The sequence below is a fragment of the Nonomuraea coxensis DSM 45129 genome (assembly GCF_019397265.1).
GTDB classification, from domain to species: domain Bacteria; phylum Actinomycetota; class Actinomycetes; order Streptosporangiales; family Streptosporangiaceae; genus Nonomuraea; species Nonomuraea coxensis.
Genome location: NZ_CP068985.1, coordinates 7,430,356 through 7,451,830 on the forward strand (window position 1 = coordinate 7,430,356; position 21,475 = coordinate 7,451,830).

Genomic DNA, 21,475 nt, shown 5'->3' on the forward strand with positions numbered 1-21,475 from the left:
CCTTCGCGCGACTTCTTCGGATATAACCGAAGGGTGCCTGTGCGCATCGAGGTGACCTCGCAGGACCTGATGGCGAGCAGGTTCGCGATCTCCCCGCTGATCGAGACCATGCACGCCCAGTGGCTGCTGGCCGGGCGCGTCCCGGAGGGCCCGCACGGGGAGTGGGTGGAGCGGTGGCGGGGCACGTACGCGCGGCTCGCCGGCCGCCACCCGACGCTGCGGGCCGCCGCCGCGGTCAGCGGCAACATCGGGTCGGCGAACGTCGACTTCATCGCCCCTCCCCCGACCGCCGTGGACGTCGCCTTCGAGGACGAGCTGGCCACCGTGCGCGCCACGCCGGTCGCGCAGGCGCACGCCGAGATCGAGCGGGTGCTGGCCCATCGTCCGCCGGTCACCGGCTGGGTGCGGGAGCTGCTGCTCGGCCCGGAGGTCGTGGAGCTGTTCGCGGAGGCGTACGAGGCCCTGTGGACGGGCGTGCTCGCCCACGACTGGCCGCGCTTCCACGCCGCCCTGCAGCGGGACGTGGCCTACCGGGCGGGCCGGCTGGCCGCCTACGGCTGGGCGGCGGCCCTGGACGACCTCAGCCCCCGGGTCCGCTGGCGCCGGGGCGGCCCCACCGGCGGGCACATCGAGGTGCGGATGCTCTCCGGGCGGGACGAACGGCACCGCCTCGGGGGCAGGGGCCTGCTGTTCCTGCCGTCGGCGTTCATGACGTCCATCGCCACGTACCTGGACGAGTCGTGGCCGTACGCGCTGCTCTATCCGGCGCGGGGGCTCGGCGCGGCGCCGCCCCGGCCCGACGCGGACCTGTCGCTGCTGATCGGCCGCAGCCGCGCCCGCATCCTCGCCGAGCTTGCCGAGCCCGCGACGACCACGCAGCTCGCCGCGCTGCTGGGCCAGAGCCCCGGCACGACGGGCGAGCACATCGCGGCCCTGCGCCGCACCGGCCTGATCGCGGGCGCCCGGGTGGGCCGCGGCGTCCTCTACACCCGCACGCCACTCGGCGATGCCCTGATCAACGGCTAGCCTGTGACACGAAGAAACAGTGATTGCACATCAGTTCTGCAAATTTGTTCAGAGGAGGGCGCATGAACGCCGCCGACGCCGCCCCCGACACCCAGCAGGCCAGGTTCCCGCACGAGCTGATGTACGCGGCGGCGCAGCAGTACTACCTGGAGGACGCCACCCAGGGCGACATCGCCAAGCGGCTCGGCGTCTCCCGGGCGACCGTGAGCCGGCTGCTCACCGAGGCCCGCAGGCAGGGCATCGTCGAGATCAGGGTGCACCGCCCCGACACCATGGCCGACGGCCCGCTGGCCGACGAGGTGGCCCAGGCGCTCGACCTGCGGCGGGTCCACCTGGTGCCCAGGGTCAGCGGCCCGGCACTCGGCCCGTGGCTGGCGCCCGGCGTGGCCCGCGCCCTCGCCGGCGTGGGGCTGGAGTCGGGCGACGTCGTGCTGGTCTCCTCCGGCACCACCGTGTACGAGTGCGCCCGCGAAGGGCTCGGCCAGTTCCCCGGCGTCACGATCGCCCCGGCCGTCGGCGGCCAGGAGGAGCCCCAGCCCTGGTTCCAGACCAACGAGACCACCCGCATCCTGGCCGAGCGCGTGGGTGGCGTGCCCGCCTACCTCTACGCGCCCGCGCTGCCCGGCCCCGAGCTGTTCTCCTCGCTGCAGCACGAGCCGTCCGTGCGCCGGGTCATGGACCTGTGGGCGCGGGCCAAGTGCGCGCTGGTCGGGGTCGGCTCGGCGCCGCTCATGCGGCAGATGGTGCCCTCGCTCATGCCGCGCGACGCCGAGAGCCTGCGCCGGGCCGTGGGGGACGTGTGCATGCGGGTCTACGACCGCGACGGCGCTCCGGTGACATACCCGGGGAGTGAGCGGCTGGTGGCGGCCGAGCCCGACGAGCTGCGCCGCATCCCGTCCGTGATCGCGGTCGCGGTGGGCGCGGAGAAGGTGCTGTCCATCGTGGCCGGCGCGAGGGGCGGCTACTTCAACGAGCTGGTCACGGACACCCCGACGGCCGAGGGGCTGGTGGCGGCCGCCCATCAGCTCTGACGATGCCCTGAACAAGTGTGCTGGACAAAGTTTCTGACCGCGCGCTAACGTGTGCCGCACCAGAGGACACGCCCTGTCGCCGGGGCCTGTCCGCGTCTCGGGAGTAGCGGGGGCAGGGCCTGATGGCGGTCATCTGCGTGGACGCCGGCACCACGGTCATCAAGGCGGTCGCCTACGACGCCACCGGAGCGGAGTCGGCGCTCGCCCGGCGCGGCACCGCCGTGTCACGTCCCGCCCCCGGCCACGCCGAGCAGGACATGGACGCGGTCTGGGACGCCGTCACGGCCACGGTCCGCGAGGTGGCCGCCGCCGTCGCCGGACCGGTCGAGCTGGTCGCCGTGACCGCCCAGGGCGACGGCTGCTGGCTCGTGGACGCCTCCGGCGAGCCGACCGGCCCCGCCGTCCTCTGGAACGACGCCCGCGCCGCCGCCACCGTCGACGCCTGGACCCGCGACGGCCTGGCCGCCGCCGCCTTCCTCGTCAACGGCTCCTCGGCCGCCTCCGGGCTCCCGCACGCCGTCCTGTCCTGGCTGCGGGCCCACGACCCGGCCAGGCTCGACCGGTCGGCCGCGCTGCTCACCTGCGGCGGCTGGATCTGGTCCCGGCTCACGGGCGAGCTCGCGGCCGAGGAGTCCGACGCCTCCGCGCCGTTCATGGACCTGCGGACGCGGGCGTACGCGCCGGAGCTGCTGAGCCTGTTCGGCCTGGAGTGGGCGGAACGGCTGCTGCCGCCGGTGCGCTCCTGCCCGGTCGCCGGGCTGACCGCGCGGGCCGCCGACGCCCTCGGCCTGCGCGCCGGGATCCCCGTCGTGATGGCCCCGTACGACATCGTCACGACCGCGCTCGGCGCGGGCGCGGTGGCTCCCGGGCAGGCGTGCGCCATCCTCGGCACCACCCTGTGCACCGAGGTCGTGGCCGAGACCCCGGCACTGGACGGCGAGCCGACCGGCATCACGATCGCGCTGCCCGGCGGCTACCTGCGGGCCTTCCCGACGTTCGCCGGGACCGAGGTGGTGCAGTGGACGTGCCGGCTGCTGGGCCTCGGCGGCCCGGAGGAGCTGGGCGAGCTGGCCGGGCGGAGCGAGCCGGGCGCGGGCGGGCTCGCGTTCCTGCCCTACCTGTCGCCGGCCGGGGAGCGGGCGCCGTTCTCCGACCCGCTGGCGCGGGGCGCGCTGCTGGGGCTGTCGTTCGAGCACGGGCCCGAGCAGATCGCGCGCGCCGCGCTCGAAGGGCTCACCCTGGTCATCCGCGACTGCCTGGCCGCCACCGGCACCGACCCCGCCGAGCTGCGGGTGTGCGGCGGCGGCTCGGCCAGCGCCACCTGGCTCGGGCTGATCGCCGACGTCACCGGGCTGCCCGTACGGCGGCCCGCCGACGCCGAGGTGGGGGCCCGGGGCGCGTACGTGGCGGCGCTGGCGGCCACGGGAGCGGCCCCGTCGATCGCCGCGGCGGCGGCCGAGCACGTACGCCTGCGCGACGCCGTCGAACCAGGCCCAGGCCGCCGCGCCCGCTACGACCGGTTGTTCGAGGACTTCCTGACGCTCCGCGCGGGCCACGCGGGGGCCTGGCCGCTGCTGGCCGAGATGCGGGGCCGGGCATGAGCGTGTGGATCGGCGTCGACCTCGGGACGCAGAGCGTGCGCGCCCTGGTGGTCGGCCCCGGCGGCGAGGTGGCCGGCGCCGCCGCCCGCCCGCTCACCAGCCACCGCGAAGGCCCCCGCCACGAGCAGGACCCCGAGCAGTGGTGGCGCGAGCTGGCCGCCGCCACCCGCGAGGCGCTGGCCGGCGTGGCCCCGGAGCGGGTGCGGGGCGTCGCGGTCGCCGCGACCAGCGGGACGATCCTGCTCACCGGCCCCGGAGGCCGCCCGCTGACGCCCGCCCTCATGTACGACGACCGCCGCGCCTCCGCCGAGCGCGCCAACGAGGCGGGCGCGGCCGTGTGGGAGCGCCTGGGCTACCGGCGCATGCAGCCCACCTGGGCGCTGCCGAAGCTTCTCTGGCTCCTCCGCGACGCCCCGGCGGGCGCCCGCGCCGCCCACCAGAGCGACTTCGTCAACCGGCGGCTGGTCGGCCACGAGGTCGCCACCGACCTCAGCAACGCGCTCAAGACCGGCGTGGACCTCATCGCCGAGCGCTGGCCGGACGAGGTGCTGGAGCTGCTGCCCCCGGGCGTGCTGCCCGAGGTGGTCCGGCCCGGCGCGCTCCTCGGCACGGTCTGCGCCGAGGCCGCCGCCGAGACCGGCATCCCGGCGGGCACGCCGGTGCTGGCGGGCGCCACGGACGGCTGCGCGGCCCAGCTCGGCGCGGGCGCGACCAGCGTCGGGAGCTGGAACTCGGTGCTCGGCACCACGCTGGTGCTGAAGGGCGTGACCGAGGAGCTGATCCACGACCCGCTCGGCGTCGTCTACTCCCACCGCGCCCCCGACGGCTCCTGGCTGCCGGGCGGCGCGTCCAGCACGGGCGCGGGCGTCCTGTCCCGCGACCTGCCCGGCCGCGACCTCGACGCGCTCGGCGCGCAGGCCGCCCGCCGGGAGCCGGGCTCCGCCGTGACGTACCCGCTCGTCTCGCGCGGGGAGCGCTTCCCGTTCGACGCGCCCGGCGCCGAGGCGTTCACGCTGGGCGAGCCCGCCGGCGACGTCGAGCGCTACGCCGCGATCCTGCTCGGCGCGGCGTTCGTCGAGCGGCTGTGCTTCGACTACCTGGACCTGCTCGGCGCGCCCGTGGACGGCGAGATCATCCTCACCGGCGGGGCCACCCGGAGCGGCTACTGGACCCGGCTGCGCGCGGACGTCCTCGGCCGTCCCGTGACGCTGCGCGAGAACGCCGAGCCCGCCCTCGGCATGGCGGTGCTGGCCGGCGGCGACCCGGCCCGCATGATCAGGACCCGGGCCGTGGTCGAGCCGTCCGGGGACGGGCGGCGGGAGCTCTACCTGCGGTTCGTCGCCGAGCTGGAACGGCGCGGCTGGCTGGACCCGCACGTCGCCGCACACGCCCGCGAGAGGACCACCCGATGACCGACCTCGTGCTCGTCCGCCACGGCGAGACCGTCTGGCACGCCGAGAACCGCTACGCGGGCGTCAGCGACGTCGAACTGACCCCGCGCGGCCACGAGCAGGCGGCCAGGCTCGCCGAGTGGGCCGCGGACGCGGGCCTGACGGCCGTCCTCGCCTCCACGCTCAGCCGGGCCGTGACCACCGCCACGGCCGCCGCCGGACGGGCCGGCCGCCCGCTCCGCACCGACGCGCGCCTCGCCGAGCTGGACTTCGGCGACGGCGAGGGGCTGACCGCGGCGGAGATGGCGGCGCGCTTCCCCGAGGCGCGGGCCGCGTTCGAGACCGATCCCGCCGCGCATCCGCTGCCCGGCGGCGAGGACCCGCGCGCCGCCGCCGGCCGGTTCGTCGCCGCGCTGCGGGACGCGGCGGCGGCGCATCCCGGCGGGCGGGTGCTGGTCGTGGCGCACACGACGGCGATCAGGCTGGCGCTCTGCGAGCTGATCGGGGTGCCGCTCGGCGAGTACCGGCGGCTGTTCCCGCGCCTGGACAACTGCGCCCTGACCGAGCTGCGGCTCCGCGACGGCGCACGCGCCGCGCTGCTGCGGTACAACTCCCCGATTGGAGCCGTTCGTTGACCATCCGAGTCCTTGCCGCAGGTGACCACTTCGTCACGAACCGCCTGCTGGTCGACGCGCTGCGGCGCGAGGTCCCCGGCGAGGTGGACGTGCGCGAGCTGACGCTGCCGTGGCCGGTGGTGCCGTTCGGCCGCGTCGGCGAGGTGGACGAGGCCTCGGACGTCGAGGACGAGCTGATCGAGGCGCTGCGCGGCGTCGAGGTCTGCGTCACCCAGATGGCCCCGCTGACCGAGCGCGTCCTCGACGCCTCCCCAAGCCTGCGGCTGTTCTGCGTGAGCCGGGGCGGGCCGGTCAACGCGAACCTGGAGGCGGCGGCCCGGGCCGGGGTGCGGGTGACGTTCGCACCCGGCCGCAACGCGGTGGCCACGGCCGAGCACACGGTCGCCATGCTGCTCGCCGCGACCCGCCGCATCCCCCAGACGCACGCCGACCTGGCCGGGGGCGTGTGGCGCGGCGACTACTACACCTACGACAACGTGGGCCCCGAGCTGGAGGGCGGCACGGTCGGCCTGGTCGGGCACGGCGCGATCGGCCGCCGGGTGGCCGGGATGCTGGCCGGGTTCGGCGCCGAGGTGCTGGTGCACGACCCGTACGTGGACGCCCCCGGCAAGGTGGAGCTGCCGGAGCTGCTGCGCCGCTCGCGCTTCGTCTCCCTGCACGCCCGCGCCACCGCGGAGACCGCCGGCCTGATCGGCGCGGCCGAGATCGCCGCCATGCCGCGGGGATCGGTGCTGGTCAACTGCGCGCGGGGCGCGCTGCTCGACTACGACGCGCTGTGCGACGCTCTGGAGTCCGGCCACCTGTTCGGCGCCGCTTTGGACGTCTTCCCCGAGGAGCCGATCCCCGAGGGCTCGCGCCTGCTCACGGCCCCGAACCTGGTCATGACCCCGCACCTGGCCGGGGCGAGCAAGGAGACGGCGGCGAAGGCCGCCGCGATCGTCGCGGCCGACGTGGCGCGCTACGTCCGCGGCGAGCCGCTCCTGCACGTCGCTAACCCCTGAGCGCCCCCGCCATGAGCCCGCGCATGAAGAACCGGCCCAGCAGGACGTAGATCACCATCGTGGGGATCGACGCCAGGATCGCCGCCGCCATCTGCTGGCCCAGCTCGTCGGCCCGGTGAGGAAGACGGTGAACAGGAAGTCGTTCCACAGCGAGGTGAACTGCCAGATGACGACCACCGCGACGGCCGGCCCGGACACCGGCAGCACCACCGACCGGTACGCCCGCAGCATCCCGGCCCCGTCCAGCCCGGTCAGGTCGTTGAGCCCGACGAGGAGCTGCACCAGCGGGATCATCACCCCCTGGTAGGGGATGAACACCGAGCGCGCACGACAGCAGCGAGCCGGGCACGGCCAGCAGCACGCTGTTCCACAGCCCGGGGGCGAGCTTCTCCCACGCCACCCGCCACGCCTCGACGGTCCAGGTCCGCGGCAGGTTCCACGCCTGGCTCGGGTCCGCCTCGGTGAGCGGCTTGAAGCTGGTGACCAGCAGCACGTAGATCGGGATGAGGAAGATCACCACGAACAGGCACAGCACGCCGAACCGCGTCCACCGGAACACCGTTCCCCGCCGCCCGGCCACCGCCGTCATGACCGCCTCTCCTTGCGCACGGACCAGACGAGGTACGGCACCACGAAGATCGCCACGCTGACCACGATGTAGGCCGCGATCGTGGCCCCCTTGGCCGGATCGTGGGAGTCGAAGACCGCCACCCACATGAACACCGCGGGCACGTCGGTGATGATCTGCTTGCCGGACACCGCCACGATCAGGTCGAAGACCTTGAGCGAGATGTGCCCCAGGATGATCAGCGCCGACAGCAGCACCGGCCGCAGCAGCGGCAGCCTCCGCCGCCACCGCCGCACGCGGCCAGGCCCAGGACGCCCGCCACCATGGGACGTCAAGGGATGAGGCGGTAACAGCTCCGCATACCCCCAGGCACACTCCCGTGCTCTTCCTGTCACGCGGAGTGAGCGGCGCCCACGCCGGGCACACTCCAGGACATGGCCGACGAGCCCCTGGAACTCGGCGAGATCTCCTTCTCCGACTGGCACGCCCACACCGGCAAGCTCGCCGAGGTCGGCTTCCTCACGATCGCGCGGCGGCTGCCCTCGCTGGTGTCCCAGGCGATGGGCATCGCCTGGCGGGCGAGCCCGCGCGACACCGCGCTGGCGATCACGCTCAACCTGCTCGGCGGGGTGTTCACCGCGTTCGGCCTGCTCGCCACGACCGGCGTGCTCACCGCCCTGTTCAGCGAGGGCCCGACCCCCGGCCGGGTGATGGCCGCGCTCCCCAGCCTGGCCCTGGTGGGCGCGGCGGCGGCGCTGCGCGCGGCCGTGCAGGCCGGCGCGGGCTGGGCGCAGTCCCGCCTCGACCCGCAGGTCAGCCGGCTGACCGAGGAGCGGCTGTACGGGCTGACCAGCCGCGTCGAGCTGGCCGCCTACGACGACCCCGAGTTCCACGACGCGCTCCAGCGGGCCAGGCTGCGCGGCGTGGCGATGGCGGACTCGGTGGTGTCCGCGACCGTGGACGTGCTGACCGCCGCCGTCGGCATCGCCGCCGTCGCCGGCGTGCTGGGCGTGCTGCACCCGGTGCTGCTGCCGCTGCTCCTGCTGGCGGTGCTGCCGGACGCCTGGGCCATGGTCCGCAGCGCCAAGATGCGCTACGCCACCCTGTACGCCCTCATCCCCGCCGCCCGCCGCAAGTGGATCATCGGCGAACTGCTGGCCGACCGCGATCCGGCGGCGGAGGTGCGCGCGTTCACCATGCGCGGCTTCCTGCTGCGCATGTACGACGTGGTCGCCCGCGCCGAGCAGGACGTGATGCTGAGGCTGGCCCGGCGGCAGACGTTCGTGCGGATCGTGGGCGAGGCGCTGAGCGGCCTCGGCGCCGGCCTGGTCTACGTCGCGCTCGGCGTGCTGCTGGCGGCCGGCTCGATCCCGCTGGCCGTGGCGGGCACGGCGGTGCTGGCGATCAGGTCCGCCCAGCAGTCCCTGGGCACCCTGATGTACGCCACCAACCGCCTCTACGAGGAGGGTCTCTACTTCACCGACTTCCTGGAGTTCTGCGCCGACGCCGAGCGCCGGGTGCCGGGCAGCCGGACGACCCCGATGCCGGCCGGCTTCCAGCGCGTCACCGCCGCCAACGTCACCTTCACCTACCCCGGCTCGGAGGAGCCCGCGCTGCGCGAGGTGTCCGTCGAGATCAAGCGGGGCGAGATCATCGCGTTCGTCGGCGAGAACGGATCGGGCAAGACCACCCTCTCCAAGATCCTCGCCGGCCTGTACGAGCCGGACTCGGGCACCGTCCACTGGGACGACACCGACCTGCGCGAGGTGGACCCCGACGAACTGCGCCTGCGCACCGCCGTGATCGCCCAGGACCACACCCGCTGGCCGCTCGCCGCCCGCTACAACATCACCATGGGCACCGACAAGGGCGAGCCGGCCCTGCACTCGGCGGCCACGGTGGCGGGCGCCGACGAGGTGATCGCCGCGCTGCCGCACGGCTACCGCACCCTGCTGGACCGCCGGTTCAAGGACGGCCAGGAGCTGTCCGGGGGCCAGTGGCAGCGCATCGCCGTGGCCCGAGGCTTCCACCGCGACGCCGACCTGCTCATCTGCGACGAGCCCACGGCGGCGCTCGACGCCCGCGCCGAGCACGCGCTGTTCGAGCGCATCCGCGGTCACGCGGACGGCCGCACGGTGCTGCTCATCACCCACCGCCTGGCCAGCGTGCGCTACGCCGACCGCATCTACGTGCTGGAGCACGGCCGGGTCACCGAGGAGGGCGACCACGACGCGCTCATGGCGAGGGGCGGGCTCTACGCCGACCTCTACACCCTCCAGGCCACCGCCTACCGGTGATCACGAGAGGGCGGCCTGGATCACCGCCCGCGCGATCGGCGCCACGGCCGCGGCCCGCGCGCCCGGCCGCTCCAGCACCACCCCGACGGCGACCTCGGGCTTGTCCGCGGGCGCGAACGCGGTGACGAGCGCCTGGTCCTGCACAGGGGCCGGCGGCGGGGCCTCCGCCGTCTTGGCGGCCACCTCGACGCCGGGCGGGGCCGCGCCCGTCCCGGTGCCGCCCGCCCGGGTCACCGTCGTCATCATCGCCGCCAGGTGCTTGGCCAGCGCCGGCGGCATCGCGACCCGCCACGGCGCGGGCGCGGACTGGTTGATCGCCGAACCGTCCGGCAGCCGCACCTCCTCCACGAGGTACGGCCGCATGAGCACCCCGCCGTTGGCCACCGCCGCCGACAGCATGGCGATCATGAGCGGCGTGGCCCGGTTGTCGTGGTGCCCGATGGCGGCCAGCGCCGTCTGCGCCCGGTCCATGCTCATTGGATAGCTGCTGGGCGTGGCGGGCAGCGGGATCGCGAGCGGCCCGGCGTTGAAGCCGAACGCCTCCGCCTGGTCGCGCAGCAGGTCCTGGCCGAGCTGCAGGCCGATGCCGGCGAAGGCGGTCTCGCAGGAGACCTGGAAGGCGTAGATGAGGGTCGGGTGCGGGTCGCGGCAGGCGGGGTTGTTGCGCACGGCCTGCCGCCCGCCCGGCAGGGACAGCAGCGCCGGGGCGTCGAGCAGGCTGGAGGGGGTGTACTCGCCGGAGGACAGCGCCGCCGCCGTGGTGACCAGCTTGAACGTGGCGCCCGGCGGATAGGGCCGGTTCAGCGCACGGTTCAGCAGGGGCCGGCCGGGGTCCTCCCTGAGCCGACGGCCGGTCGCGTCGAGGAGGTGCCGGTCGAAGGTGGTGAAGGCGTTGGGGTCGTACGACGGGTACGACGCCAGCGCCAGCACCGCCCCCGTCGCCGGGTGCAGCGCCACCACCGCCCCCGGCACCCCGGCCGCGCGCAGCCCCTCGTACGCCGCCCGCTGCGCCCGGTCGCTGATCGTCAGCCGGACGTCGGCCCCCTCGACCTCGCCCGCCCGCACCAGCGAGCGCACCTTGACCCGGGCGTCGGCGCCGGACAGCACGCCGTCCTCGGCTTGCTCGATGCCGGTGGCCCGGCGCAGCGCCAGATGGCCGGTGACGGCCGCGTAGACCGGGCCGTGCGGGTAGACCCGCCTGAACCGGTAGGGGCCGGCGCCGGACGGGCGGCTCACGGCGACGGGCGTGCCGTCGTAGGTGAGAATGTCGCCGCGCGGGTGGGAGTAGCGGTCGATGAGCGTGCGCTCGTTCCTGGGGTCGGCGTTGAGCGCGGACGTGCCGAACGCCTGGATCATGGTGATCTGCCCCAGCAGTGCGAACAGCAGTCCGCCGCACATCAGGGCCATGCGACCCATCGACTCGTTGATCCTCCCGGCCCGCGCTCCCGCCATGGATCCGGGTCTAGCAGCCGGCGCGCAAAGGACGGGCTACAGGAGACTGCGGTAGTAGGAGATCTTGTGGTGGATGTAGTCCTGGCGGTCGGTGAGGTTGGCGATCTGCTCCTGGACCAGCTGGTCGTGCTCCTCCAGCAGCTTGATGCGATCGGGCACCGTGTGGTCGCCGGCCCGGACCAGCTCGGCGAAGCGGAGCATGGTCGCGATGGGCATGCCGGTCTCGCGCAGGCAGCGCAGCGTGCACAGCCAGCCGATGTCCTCCTGGCTGAACCTGCGCTGCCCGGCGGCGTTCCTGCTGACGCGCTCCAGGAGCCCGATCTTCTCGTAGTAGCGGAGGGTGTCGAGGGAGAAGCCGGTCTCCTCGACGGCTTCCGCGGGGGTGTACACGCTCACCCCCACAGGATTCCACCTGGAGCGCACTCCACGTCAACCGGTTTGACATGGAGTGCGCTCCAGGTCCCAAAGTCGGAGCCATGAGATTCGCACTCGGGACGATCCCCTTCGGCACCAGCGTCGGACTTGACGACACCTTCGCCCTCCTGGACCGCTTCCACGAGGCGGGCGGCACCATGATCGACACCGCCAACAACTACCCGTTCTGGGTGGAGGGCCGCACCGGCGACGAGAGCGAGCAGGCCATCGGGGCCTGGCTGGCCGCCCGTCGCAACCGCGACCAGGTCTTCATCAGCACCAAGGTCGGCGCGCGGCCCACCGTGCCCGGCGACACCACGTTGGGCTCGGCCGAGGGCCTGTCGGCCGCCGCCGTCGCGCGGGCGGCGGAGGGCAGCCTGCGCCGGCTCGGCACCGACCGCGTCGACGTCTACTGGGCGCACGTCGAGGACCACTCGGTGCCGCTGGAGGAGACCCTGGGGGCCTTCGACGAGCTGGCCAGGGCCGGCAAGGTCGGGGCCGTCGGGGCCAGCAACACGGCGTCCTGGCGGCTTGAGCGGGCGCGGAGCGTCGCGGCGGCCCGGGGCTGGAGGCCGTACACGTACGTGCAGCTCCGCCACACCTACCTGCGCCCGCGCCCGCTCACCGGCCCCGCCGAGGCCGGGCACCGGCTGGCCACGGACGACATGCTCGACTATGTGGCCGCCGAGCCGGACCTCACGCTGTGGGCGTACAACACGCTGATGTACGGCGCCTACACGCGGGAGGACCGGCCGATCCCGGCGATCTACGACCACCCGGGCACCACGGCCCGGCTGGCCACGCTGCGCGAGGTGGCCGGGGAGCTGGGCGCGACCCCGAACCAGGTGGTGCTGGCGTGGCTGATGGCCGACGGGATCGTCCCGATCGTGGGGGTGTCGACGATGGCCCAGCTCGACGAGGCGATCGGCGCGGCCGGGCTCAAGCTGGACGGAGAGCTGAAGGCCCGCCTGGACGCGCCGCGCTGACGCCCTAGGGCAGGTGGTCGGCGAGGTAGCGGCGGACGAGCTGCTTGCACTCGGCGATGAGCTGGGGGTCGCCCGCCGGGTCGGCGCGGAAGGCGAGCTTGAGCACCGCGTCGGTGGCCTCCACCGCGACCAGCAGGGCGCGGTCGAGGCCGGGCCCGGCGGGCGCGTCCAGCAGCTCCCTGGTGAGCAGGCGCAGCCGGTCGGCGACGATCTCGTTGTTGTCCCTGGCCTCGTCGAGCGCCCGGTGGGTGCCGGGGAGCGCGGGCCCGCCGGGGGCGATGAGCACCTCGCCGAAGTCCACGACGCCGAAGCCGGGGGTGGTGCGCTTCATGTGGACGAACTCGTCGACCGCGAGATCGACGAGGCCGGTCCAGTGGCCGAGGTCGGCGCCGGCGACGCGCTGCGTGATCCGCTCCAGGAAGGCGTCGAGGTTGCGCAGCGCGAGCGCCCGCACCAGGGCCTGCTTGTCGCGGAAGAACTGGTAGAAGGTGCCGATCGGCACCTCGGCGCGGCGCGCGACCTCCTTGGTGGTGAGCGCTTCGTAGCCCACCTCGTCGAGCAGCAGCGCGCACTCGTCGAGCATGCGCTCCACGCGGACCACGCTGCGACGTTGGGCGGGACGGCGGCGCAACACACTCGTCATGCCCCCATCCTTGCGCATTACCTGCAGGTAAAGGGAATCCGCGGTGACGGAGTTAACATGAGCCACACTCGCATCAACTGAGGAGCGCGCATGTTCCTGTGGGGCACCGCCACGGCCGCCTACCAGATCGAGGGGGCCGCCGGCGAGGACGGCCGAGGCCCGTCCGTCTGGGACGTCTTCGCCCACGAGCCCGGCCGGGTACGCGACGGCCACACCGGCGACGTGGCCTGCGACCACTACCACCGCTGGCCCGAGGACGTCGCCCTCATGTCCGGCCTCGGCGTCAACGCCTACCGCTTCTCGATCTCCTGGCCGCGGGTGCTGCCGAGCGGCGCCGGCGAGGTCAACGCCAAGGGGCTCGACTTCTACGAGCGGCTGGTGGACGCCCTGCTGGAGCACGGCATCCAGCCGGTGCCGACGCTGTTCCACTGGGACCTGCCGCAGGCGCTGGAGGAGCGCGGCGGCTGGCTGAGCCGCGACACCGCCGCCCGCTTCGCCGACTACGCCGCCGTGGTCGCCGGGCGCCTGGCCGACCGGGTGCCGCTGTGGATCACGCTGAACGAGCCGTTCGTGCACATGGCCTACGGCTACGCCATGGGCGTGCACGCCCCCGGCCGGGCGCTGCTCAACGAGGCCCTGCCGGCCGCCCACCACCAGCTCCTCGGGCACGGCCTCGCGGTGCGGGCGCTGCGCGCGGCCGGCGCGCGCGAGGTGGCGATCACCAACAACTGCACCCCGGTGCGACCCGCCTCGCGGGAGGAGCCCGACCTGCGGGCGGCCGAGGCGTACGACATCCTGCACAACCGGCTGTTCCTCGACCCGGTGCTGCTCGGCGCGTATCCGGACCTGTCGGCGTACCCGCCGGGGATGGACGGCGTGCGGGACGGCGACCTGGAGGTCATCGCCACGCCGATCGACGCTCTCGGCGTCAACTACTACAACCCCACCAGGATCGCCGCCCCTGAGGCCGGAGCCGGGCTGCCCTTCGCCGACGCCGGCCTGCCCGGCCACCCCACGACGGCCTTCGGCTGGCCGATCGTCCCCGACGGCCTGCGCGAGCTGCTCACCGGGCTCAAGGCCCGCTACGGCGCGGCCCTCCCGCCGATCCACGTCACCGAGAACGGCTGCTCCCAGGAGGACGTGCCCGCCGAGGACGGCACGGTCGAGGACGAGGGCAGGATCGCCTTCCTGCGCGACCACATCGCGGCGATGCGGCGGGCCATGGCCGAGGGCGTGGACGTGCGCGGCTACTTCGTCTGGTCGCTGCTGGACAACTTCGAGTGGGCCGAGGGCTACCACCAGCGTTTCGGCCTGGTGCACGTGGACTACGCGACACTGCGGCGCACCCCGAAGGCGTCCTACCGGTGGTACGCGGAGTTCGTGCGGAGTCAGAACACCGACACGTGAACGTGGTCGTAGTGGTTGGCCGTGACGCCGCCGCGGTTGGACATCGGGTCCCAGCCGCCGCCGGAGCGGATGTCGTAGTAGCGCTGCTTCCAGATGATGTACATGACGCCGATGCGGGCGCCGTTGCTGATCAGCCAGGCGGCCAGGGCGTCGCCGTTGGCCTCGTCGGCGCCCGTGGCCATGGTGCCGCCGCGTGACATCATGAAGTCGCAGGCCCGGCCCTTGCCGTGCTCGCCGGGGTCGCCGGAGCGCAGGCAGCCGACGCCGTACTTCATGGGGAAGTTCGCCATGATCTCGGCGCGGACCGCGATCATGCGGGGGGTCAGGCCGTCGGCGCCGCCCGGCTGCTGGAAGCCGAATTTGTTGAGCAGGCGCTGGATCTCGTCGCGCTTGCTCTGCAGCCGCCTGATCTCCTTCTTCATCTTCTGGATCTTGTCGTTGGCGTTGAGCTTCGCCTCTTTCGACTTCCTGATCAGGCGCTGGATGCTCTTGACCTTCTCGGTGCGCTCGGTCGCCATGTAGGAGAGGTTGGCGGCCTGGCCGAGGACCTGGTGGGGCTCGGCGCGCATGCCGAAGAGCTTGGTGGAGTCGAGCGGGCCCAGGATGTAGGAGGTCTGGGCGATCCGGCCCACGTCGGCCTGGGCGGCACGGAGCTGCGCCTCGAGGTCGCCGCTGGTGTCGGTGGCCCGCTTGGCCTGGATCCTGATCTCCTCCAGGCTCTGGATCTGACCGCGGTAGAGCTCGTTGAGCTGGGCCGCCTGCTTGGTGAGCCTGCGCAGCTCGGCGGGGCTCGGATCGGCGGAGGCGGGCGGCGCGCCGGAGAGGGTGAGCAGGCCGGCGAGGACGGCGACCAGAACGGCGACGCGCCCGGTTCTCACATCCGTCCCCTCCTTCATGGTCGGTCCGAAACTATAGAAGATGATCTTGATATCTGTCATCCGAACGACCGAACTGCTGCACCTTTAGCGAGGTTCCGGCGATTTGTCGGATTTAAGGAAGACGTAAAAATTTGGGCCTTGCAGGGATCGCTCCAACGGTCTGAGATGGCGGTCGAATCCGTCTCGCAAGGGGGGCAACAAGCGTGACCCGATTAACGATCCTCGCCTCGGCCGTCGTGCTCGGCGTGGCCACGGCCGTCGTGGCCCTGCCCGCCCAGGTCTCCGCGGCGCCGCTCCCGCCCTCGGACCGCATCGAGCTCTACGAGCTCGACAGCGCGCCGGGCACCGGGCAGACGCTCAGGGAGAAGGGCTTCGACGTCGTCCAGCAGCAGATCGAGGGGGGCAAGGAGCACGTCGAGCTGACCGCCGCGGCGGCCGACCTCGCCGGACTCAGGAAACTCGGCTACAAGCCCGAGCCGGTACGCAACCCACAAGGCCAGACCCAGCTCGAAGCCGCCAGGGCCCAGGCGTCGGGCGGCTACACGGTGTGGCGGTCCTACTCGGAGCCCGGCGGCATCGCCGACCAGCTCAAGGCGCTCGCCGACGCCAACAAGGACGTGGTCAAGCTCCAGTCCATCGGCAAGACCCTGCGAGGGCAGGACATCCTCGCCGCCAAGGTGAGCACCGGAGCCAGGCTGCTCCCCGACGGCCTCAAACCGGCCACGCTCTACTCCGCCACCCAGCACGCCCGCGAATGGATCGCCACCGAGGTGGACATGCGGCTGCTGAAGTACGTCCTCGCCAACAAGGGCCGGCTCCGCGACCTGCTCAACAGGACCGAGCTGTGGTTCGTCCCGGTCGCCAACCCCGACGGCTACGACTTCACCTTCACCGAGGGCAACCGCCTGTGGCGCAAGAACCTGCGCGACGTGAACGGCGACGGCCAGATCACCGTCGGCGACGGCGTGGACCCCAACCGCAACTACCCCACGAACTTCCACTACGACGAGGAGGGCTCCTCCAGCATCCCGAGCAGCGAGACCTACCGCGGCTCCGGCCCGGCCAGCGAGCCGGAGACCCGGGCCCTGGACGGGCTGCTCAGGCGGGTCGGGTTCGAGATGCAGCTCAACTACCACTCCTTCGGTCCGCTGCTGCTCTACCCCGCCGGCTTCCAGATCGCCACGCCCACGGCCGACAACCCGATCTACGAGGCGATCACGGGCGACGACGAGCGGCCGGCCGTCCCCGGCTTCGACCCCGACCTCGGCGCCGAGCTCTACACCACCAACGGCGAGACCACCGACCACGCCCACTCCACGTACGGCACGCTCGCCTGGACGCCGGAGCTCGACGAGGGCTGCGACGGCTGCGGCTTCGTCTTCCCCGACGACGAGGCCCTGGTGCAGGCCGAGTTCGAGAAGAACCTGCCGTTCGCGCTCGACGTGGCGAACTCGGCGGTCAACCCGGTCGAGCCGGTCAACCACCTGGGCAACACCACCCCCGACTTCGTGCTCGACCCGTTCCAGGTCAGCCACGGCAAGGACCAGGTCGTGCAGGTCAACGCCAAGCGCAAGCTCGGCCCCGTGCTGCTCAACTGGCAGGTCAACGGCGGGCGTACGAAGACCGCGCTCACCGGCGAGTGGAAGGGCGGCGAGCGCTACGGCAAGGGCTACGACCGCTACTACCACTGGATGCGCGGCAAGATCACCGGGACCAGGCCGGGTGACCGGGTGAAGGTCTGGTTCAGCGCGATCGGCAAGAAGAGCGCCGACTTCACCTACACCGTCGCCTCCGACATCGGCGGCAAGGTGCTCGTGCTCGCCACCGAGGACGTCACCGGCCTCAGCCCCGCCCAGGGCGCCACCGAGGCCAAGTACGCCGCCGCCTACACCGACGCCCTCACGGCCGCCGGCTACACCTCCGACGTCTACGACATGGACAAGATGGGCCGGGTGCCGCCGCATCCGCTCGGCGTGCTCAGCCACTACAAGGCGGTGGTCTGGGAGACCGGCGACGACATCATCCCGAGGTCGCAGGGGCAGGTCCCCGGCACCACGTCCAAGGGCGGGGTGCGGACCGAGCTGGCCGTGCGCGACTACCTCAACGAGGGCGGCAAGCTGCTGCATGCCGGCAAGTACCCGTCGTACGCGGCCAACAGCAACGGCGCGTACTACTACGAGCCGGACGCCGGCCAGCCCGAGTGCACGGTCCCGGACGACCCGCCGTGCATCCCCGTCTTCAACGACTTCCAGCAGTACTACCTCGGCGCCTACGTCTTCTTCGACGACGCGGGCACCGACCACGACACCGGCCTGCCGTTCCCGCTCAAGGGCCAGGGCGGCGCGTTCGAGGGCTTCCAGGCCACCCTGGAGCCGAGCCACACCAACTCGTTCGTGGCCACCTCGGCCATCCTGCCGGCCGCGCAGTTCCCGCTGTTCGCCAGCTCCGCGCAGGTCAAGTGGGTACGCCCCGGCGGCCCGTTCGACCCGCACACCGGCTCCTGGGACGTCTACAGCGGCATCGCCGACGTGGCGTGGAAGCGGCTGACGACGACCGTGGACCTCACCGGGAGGAGCGGCGGCGAGCTGACGTTCTGGACGTCGTACGACACCGAGGCCGACTGGGACTTCCTGACCGTGGAGGCCAGGACGGCGGGCGGCGACGACTGGACCACGCTGCCCGACGCCAACGGGCACACCAGCCAGAGCACCGGTGAGAGCTGCCAGACCGGCAACAGCGGCGGCTGGCGCACGATCCACCCGTTCACGCAGCGCTACCAGGGCCCGGCCTGCGAGCCGACCGGCTCCTCCGGCGCCTGGCACGCGGCCTCGGGCAACTCGGCGGGCTGGCAGCAGTGGCGGATCGACCTGACCCCGTACGCGGGCAAGCGGGTCGAGCTGTCCATCTCCTCCATCAGCGACTGGGCCACCCAGGGCGCGGGCGTCTTCCTGGACGACGCCAAGGTGACGCTGGACGGCGCGACGGCCTCGGAGACCTCCTTCGAGACGGATCTCGGCGGCTGGGCCGTCGGGGCGCCGCCGGCCGGCACCTCGGTCTCCATCAACAACTGGTTCCGTACGGACCAGGTCTTCGAGGAGGGCGGCGGCATCGTCACCAAGGACACCGTCTATCTCGGGTTCGGCGCCGAGAGCGTGACCGACCAGGCGGCGCGTACGGATCTCGTCAAGCGGTCCATGCGGCACCTGCTCGGCGACCGGCGCTAGCGGGCGGCACGCGGAGGGGCGCGGCGCGGGCCGCGCCCCTCTTGCGTGCGCGAGCAGAACATGATTCGGTCGCCTTTGAGGCATACACCCATCCGGCCAAGCAGGAGGCTCTCGACATGCGCCAGCACGACACGCTTTTCATCGGGGGCGAATGGGTGGCCCCCGCGGGCACCGGCACCATCGACGTCATCTCGCCCCACACCGAGGAGGTCGTCGGCCGGGTGCCCGACAGCACCGCCGCGGACGTCGACCGCGCCGTCGCCGCCGCCCGCGAGGCGTTCGACCACGGGCCCTGGCCGCGCATGACGTTCGCCGAGCGGGCCGAGGTCATCGCCCGGCTGGCCGCGATCTACAACGAGCGGCAGGGCGAGATGGCCCAGCTCATCACCGAGGAGATGGGCTCGCCGATCACCTTCTCCAACCTCGCCCAGGCGCCGCAGCCCCTGGAGATGCTCAACTTCTACGCCGAGCTCGGCAAGACGTTCGAGCAGGAGGAGCAGCGGCCCGGACTGTTCGGCCCGGTCACCGTGCGCCGCGAGCCGGTCGGCGTGGTGGCCGCCGTCGTGCCCTGGAACGTGCCGCAGTTCGTCACCATGACCAAGCTCGCCCCCGCCCTGCTGGCCGGCTGCACGGTCGTGCTCAAGCCCGCGCCCGAGACGCCGCTGGACGCGTACCTGCTGGCCGAGTGGGTCGTCGAAGCCGGCGTGCCGGCCGGCGTGCTCAACATCGTGCCCGCCGGTCGTGAGGTCGGCGAGCACCTGGTCTCGCACCCCGGCGTGGACAAGGTCGCCTTCACCGGCTCCACCGCCGCCGGCCGCCGCATCGCCTCCATCTGCGGCGAGCAGCTCAAGCGGGTCAGCCTCGAACTCGGCGGCAAGTCCGCGGCCATCATCCTCGACGACGCCGACCTCGCCTCCAGCATGGGCTTCCTGTCCCTGGCCGCGCTCATGAACAACGGTCAGGCGTGCGTGGCGCAGACCCGCATCCTCGCCTCGCGCAACCGCTACGACGAGGTCGTGGACGCCGTCGCCGGCATGGTCGCCGCCCAGCAGGTCGGCGACCCCGCCGACCCCGCGACCGGCATCGGCCCGCTGGTCGCCAAGCGGCAGCAGGAGCGGGTCGAGGGCTACATCAAGATCGGCATGGACGAGGGCGCCAAGGTCGTGCTCGGCGGCCTCGACCGGCCCCAGGACCGCGGCTGGTACGTCGCCCCCACCGTCTTCTCCGGCGTCACCAACGACATGCGCATCGCCCGCGAGGAGATCTTCGGGCCGGTCCTGGCGGTGATCCCGTACGAGGACGAGGCCGACGCCGTCCGCATCGCCAACGACAGCGAGTACGGCCTGGCCGGCACGGTGTGGACCGCCGACACCGAGCACGGCATGGACATCGCCCGCCAGGTCCGCACCGGCACCTACGGCGTCAACTGCTACATGCTCGGCGCGAACACGCCCTTCGGCGGCTTCAAGTCCAGCGGCATCGGCCGCGAGCTCGGCCCCGAGGGCCTGTCCGGCTACCTGGAGTACAAGAGCATCGCCCGCCTGGGCTGAGCCCCCGGCGAGGAACGGCCCCGCACCCGTGGTGCGGGGCCGTTCCCCTGTCGAAAGCCACCCAGCGCGCCCCCGCGACGCTGGGCAACCGCCTGACTACTGAAGTATGTCCCATGTCCAGCCCGTGGCCGGTTTTCTTCCCCAGGGACTTTCTCCCGGCGGTTTCCTTCCATACGCCTCAGTACGACGTGTATTACTCACGAAAAGTTCGAAGAGATCCATTTGCCGATCCGGCGGACGAGATCGGGGGTCGCCGCGGCCTCCGCGTGCCCGTACCCCGGCTCGATCCAGAGCTCCTTCGGCTCGCCCGCGCCCGCGTAGAGCTGGTGCGCGTGCTCCAGGGGGAAGAACGCGTCGGCGTCCCCGTGGACGACCAGCAGCGGGACCGGCGCGATGAGCGCGACCGCCTCGTACGGCGGCACCGGGACCGGGTCCCACGGGCCGCGGCGGATCCTGGTCCGCTTGACCAGCCGCGCCGCGAACCGGCCCACCGGCTGCTCGATCGCCCAGTGGACCTGGCGCATCGGCCTGGTGCCCCGGTAGTACCAGCGGGCCGGACCGCTCACCGCCACCACCGCGTCCACGCCCTTGAGCAGCCCGGCGTGGCGCACGGCCACCGCCGCGCCCATCGAGAAGCCGACCACCGCCACCTTCGCGTAGCCGATCGTCCTCGCGTGCCTGACGGCCGCCTCGACGTCCAGGATCTCCACGTCGCCCACGGTGGTCTCGCCGCCGGAGCGCCCGTGGCCGCGGAAGTCGAAGGCGAGCACGCCGCCGTAACCGCTCAGCACGTGCACGATACGGCGCGCGGTGCGCTCCCGCCACGAGCCCGTGAAGCCGTGCGCCACCACGATCCCGACGCCGTTCCCCGCCGCGACGGCGGCGGCGCGGGGCGGGGTGTGGGCGGCGTCGATGCGGACGCCGTCCTCGGTCCTCAGCATGACGGGGAAACTGGGCGCGAAAGGCATGGATTCGAGCTTAGGGACCCAGGTCCGCCACGCCCATCACGACCCGCACCCACGACTCCTCGGCCGCCCCCACCGCGTGCGGCACGTCGGAGATCAGCACGCGGGCGCGGCTGGCCCGTACGCGCTCCCTCAGCGTGGCGGCGGGCAGGTCGGCGGGCACCGGCCAGGCCACGCCGCCCGCGGCGATCACCGCGTCGGTCGCCACCAGCAGGTCGGGCCCGACCGGCAGGCAGATGAGCACGGTGTCGCCGGTCCGCAGGCCGCGCCGGCGGAGCTGGACGACCGCGGCGGCCGACCGCTCGTCGAGCTGCTCCTCGGTGAGCTTCAGACCGGTGTCAGAGTCCACGATGACGTAGCGCTCGTCCATGCCGACCACCGTAGGCAGGGCGTCTCGTGCCTACAT

The 21,475-nt window shown here is 73.1% G+C and carries 18 protein-coding genes and 1 pseudogene; 11 read left to right on the forward strand and 8 right to left on the reverse strand.

Annotation, left to right across the window (positions count from 1 at the left end; translation table 11 throughout):
- Positions 1-33: 33 nt before the first annotated feature.
- The 6 genes from Nocox_RS34800 to Nocox_RS34825 all read left to right on the forward strand — a co-directional run bounded on the left by Nocox_RS34800 (position 34) and on the right by Nocox_RS34825 (position 6,685).
- Positions 34-1,026, forward strand: a complete 993-nt coding sequence (locus Nocox_RS34800; protein ID WP_157383132.1) for a helix-turn-helix domain-containing protein — start codon at positions 34-36, stop codon at positions 1,024-1,026.
- Positions 1,027-1,088: 62 nt separating this feature from the next.
- Positions 1,089-2,057: a sugar-binding transcriptional regulator gene (locus tag Nocox_RS34805; RefSeq protein ID WP_020543920.1), complete on the forward strand. Its 969-nt coding sequence runs from the start codon at positions 1,089-1,091 to the stop codon at positions 2,055-2,057.
- A 122-nt stretch (positions 2,058-2,179) separates the two neighbouring features.
- Positions 2,180-3,658 carry an FGGY-family carbohydrate kinase gene (locus Nocox_RS34810; RefSeq protein ID WP_020543921.1) on the forward strand — a complete coding sequence of 493 codons (1,479 nt, stop codon included), beginning with the start codon at positions 2,180-2,182 and terminating at the stop codon, positions 3,656-3,658.
- Positions 3,655-5,070: an FGGY-family carbohydrate kinase gene (locus Nocox_RS34815; RefSeq protein WP_033409402.1), complete on the forward strand. Its 1,416-nt coding sequence runs from the start codon at positions 3,655-3,657 to the stop codon at positions 5,068-5,070. Before Nocox_RS34810 ends, Nocox_RS34815 begins: the two co-directional genes overlap by 4 nt.
- Positions 5,067-5,684, forward strand: a complete 618-nt coding sequence (locus Nocox_RS34820; RefSeq protein WP_020543923.1) for a histidine phosphatase family protein — start codon at positions 5,067-5,069, stop codon at positions 5,682-5,684. The genes Nocox_RS34815 and Nocox_RS34820 overlap by 4 nt, the downstream gene beginning before the upstream one ends.
- Complete coding sequence (locus Nocox_RS34825) at positions 5,681-6,685, forward strand: 2-hydroxyacid dehydrogenase (RefSeq protein WP_020543924.1); 1,005 nt, start codon at positions 5,681-5,683, stop codon at positions 6,683-6,685. Before Nocox_RS34820 ends, Nocox_RS34825 begins: the two co-directional genes overlap by 4 nt.
- Here Nocox_RS34825 and Nocox_RS34830 read toward each other — a convergent pair.
- Both Nocox_RS34830 and Nocox_RS34835 read right to left on the reverse strand, forming a co-directional pair.
- Positions 6,675-7,274, reverse strand: a complete 600-nt coding sequence (locus tag Nocox_RS34830) for an ABC transporter permease family protein (protein WP_425517742.1) — start codon at positions 7,272-7,274, stop codon at positions 6,675-6,677. The two genes, Nocox_RS34825 and Nocox_RS34830, sit on opposite strands and share 11 nt — an antisense overlap.
- Positions 7,271-7,528: pseudogene (locus tag Nocox_RS34835) on the reverse strand (sugar ABC transporter permease); the annotation flags it as partial. The gene Nocox_RS34830 and the pseudogene Nocox_RS34835, both read right to left, overlap by 4 nt.
- A 159-nt stretch (positions 7,529-7,687) precedes the next feature.
- Here Nocox_RS34835 and Nocox_RS34840 point away from each other — a divergent pair.
- Entirely contained in the window at positions 7,688-9,550 is a 1,863-nt protein-coding gene (locus Nocox_RS34840; protein ID WP_020543927.1) for an ABC transporter ATP-binding protein, read from the forward strand.
- Here Nocox_RS34840 and Nocox_RS34845 read toward each other — a convergent pair whose 3' ends face one another.
- On the reverse strand, positions 9,551-10,966 hold the full coding sequence (locus tag Nocox_RS34845; protein ID WP_246649653.1) for a penicillin-binding transpeptidase domain-containing protein: 1,416 nt from the start codon (positions 10,964-10,966) through the stop codon (positions 9,551-9,553).
- 72 nt (positions 10,967-11,038) lie between these two features.
- Positions 11,039-11,398, reverse strand: a complete 360-nt coding sequence (locus tag Nocox_RS34850; RefSeq protein ID WP_020543929.1) for a MerR family transcriptional regulator — start codon at positions 11,396-11,398, stop codon at positions 11,039-11,041.
- A gap of 80 nt (positions 11,399-11,478) precedes the next feature.
- On the opposite strand from Nocox_RS34850, the gene Nocox_RS34855 reads away from it, so the two are divergent.
- Positions 11,479-12,402, forward strand: coding sequence for an aldo/keto reductase (locus Nocox_RS34855; protein WP_020543930.1), 924 nt, complete (start codon positions 11,479-11,481; stop codon positions 12,400-12,402).
- Positions 12,403-12,406: 4 nt separating this feature from the next.
- Here the strand turns inward: Nocox_RS34855 and Nocox_RS34860 are convergent, their stop codons facing one another.
- Complete coding sequence (locus tag Nocox_RS34860) at positions 12,407-13,045, reverse strand: TetR/AcrR family transcriptional regulator (protein ID WP_026214478.1); 639 nt, start codon at positions 13,043-13,045, stop codon at positions 12,407-12,409.
- Positions 13,046-13,135: 90 nt separating this feature from the next.
- Between Nocox_RS34860 and Nocox_RS34865 the strand changes: the two genes are divergently transcribed.
- On the forward strand, positions 13,136-14,452 hold the full coding sequence (locus Nocox_RS34865; protein ID WP_020543932.1) for a GH1 family beta-glucosidase: 1,317 nt from the start codon (positions 13,136-13,138) through the stop codon (positions 14,450-14,452).
- On the opposite strand, the gene Nocox_RS34870 is transcribed toward Nocox_RS34865, so the two are convergent.
- Positions 14,434-15,330, reverse strand: a complete 897-nt coding sequence (locus tag Nocox_RS34870; protein WP_020543933.1) for a coiled-coil domain-containing protein — start codon at positions 15,328-15,330, stop codon at positions 14,434-14,436. The two genes, Nocox_RS34865 and Nocox_RS34870, sit on opposite strands and share 19 nt — an antisense overlap.
- 203 nt (positions 15,331-15,533) lie before the next feature.
- On the opposite strand from Nocox_RS34870, the gene Nocox_RS34875 reads away from it, so the two are divergent.
- Both Nocox_RS34875 and Nocox_RS34880 read left to right on the forward strand, forming a co-directional pair.
- Positions 15,534-18,554, forward strand: a complete 3,021-nt coding sequence (locus Nocox_RS34875; protein WP_033409404.1) for a M14 family metallopeptidase — start codon at positions 15,534-15,536, stop codon at positions 18,552-18,554.
- A 116-nt stretch (positions 18,555-18,670) separates the two neighbouring features.
- A complete protein-coding gene (locus Nocox_RS34880; protein WP_020543935.1) occupies positions 18,671-20,104 on the forward strand; it encodes an aldehyde dehydrogenase in 1,434 nt (477 codons plus the stop codon).
- Between the two features lie 197 nt (positions 20,105-20,301).
- Here Nocox_RS34880 and Nocox_RS34885 read toward each other — a convergent pair whose 3' ends face one another.
- Both Nocox_RS34885 and Nocox_RS34890 read right to left on the reverse strand, forming a co-directional pair.
- Positions 20,302-21,045: an alpha/beta hydrolase gene (locus Nocox_RS34885; protein ID WP_020543936.1), complete on the reverse strand. Its 744-nt coding sequence runs from the start codon at positions 21,043-21,045 to the stop codon at positions 20,302-20,304.
- 37 nt (positions 21,046-21,082) lie between these two features.
- Positions 21,083-21,439, reverse strand: coding sequence for an AMP-binding protein (locus Nocox_RS34890; protein WP_157383136.1), 357 nt, complete (start codon positions 21,437-21,439; stop codon positions 21,083-21,085).
- Between the last annotated feature and the right edge of the window lie 36 nt (positions 21,440-21,475).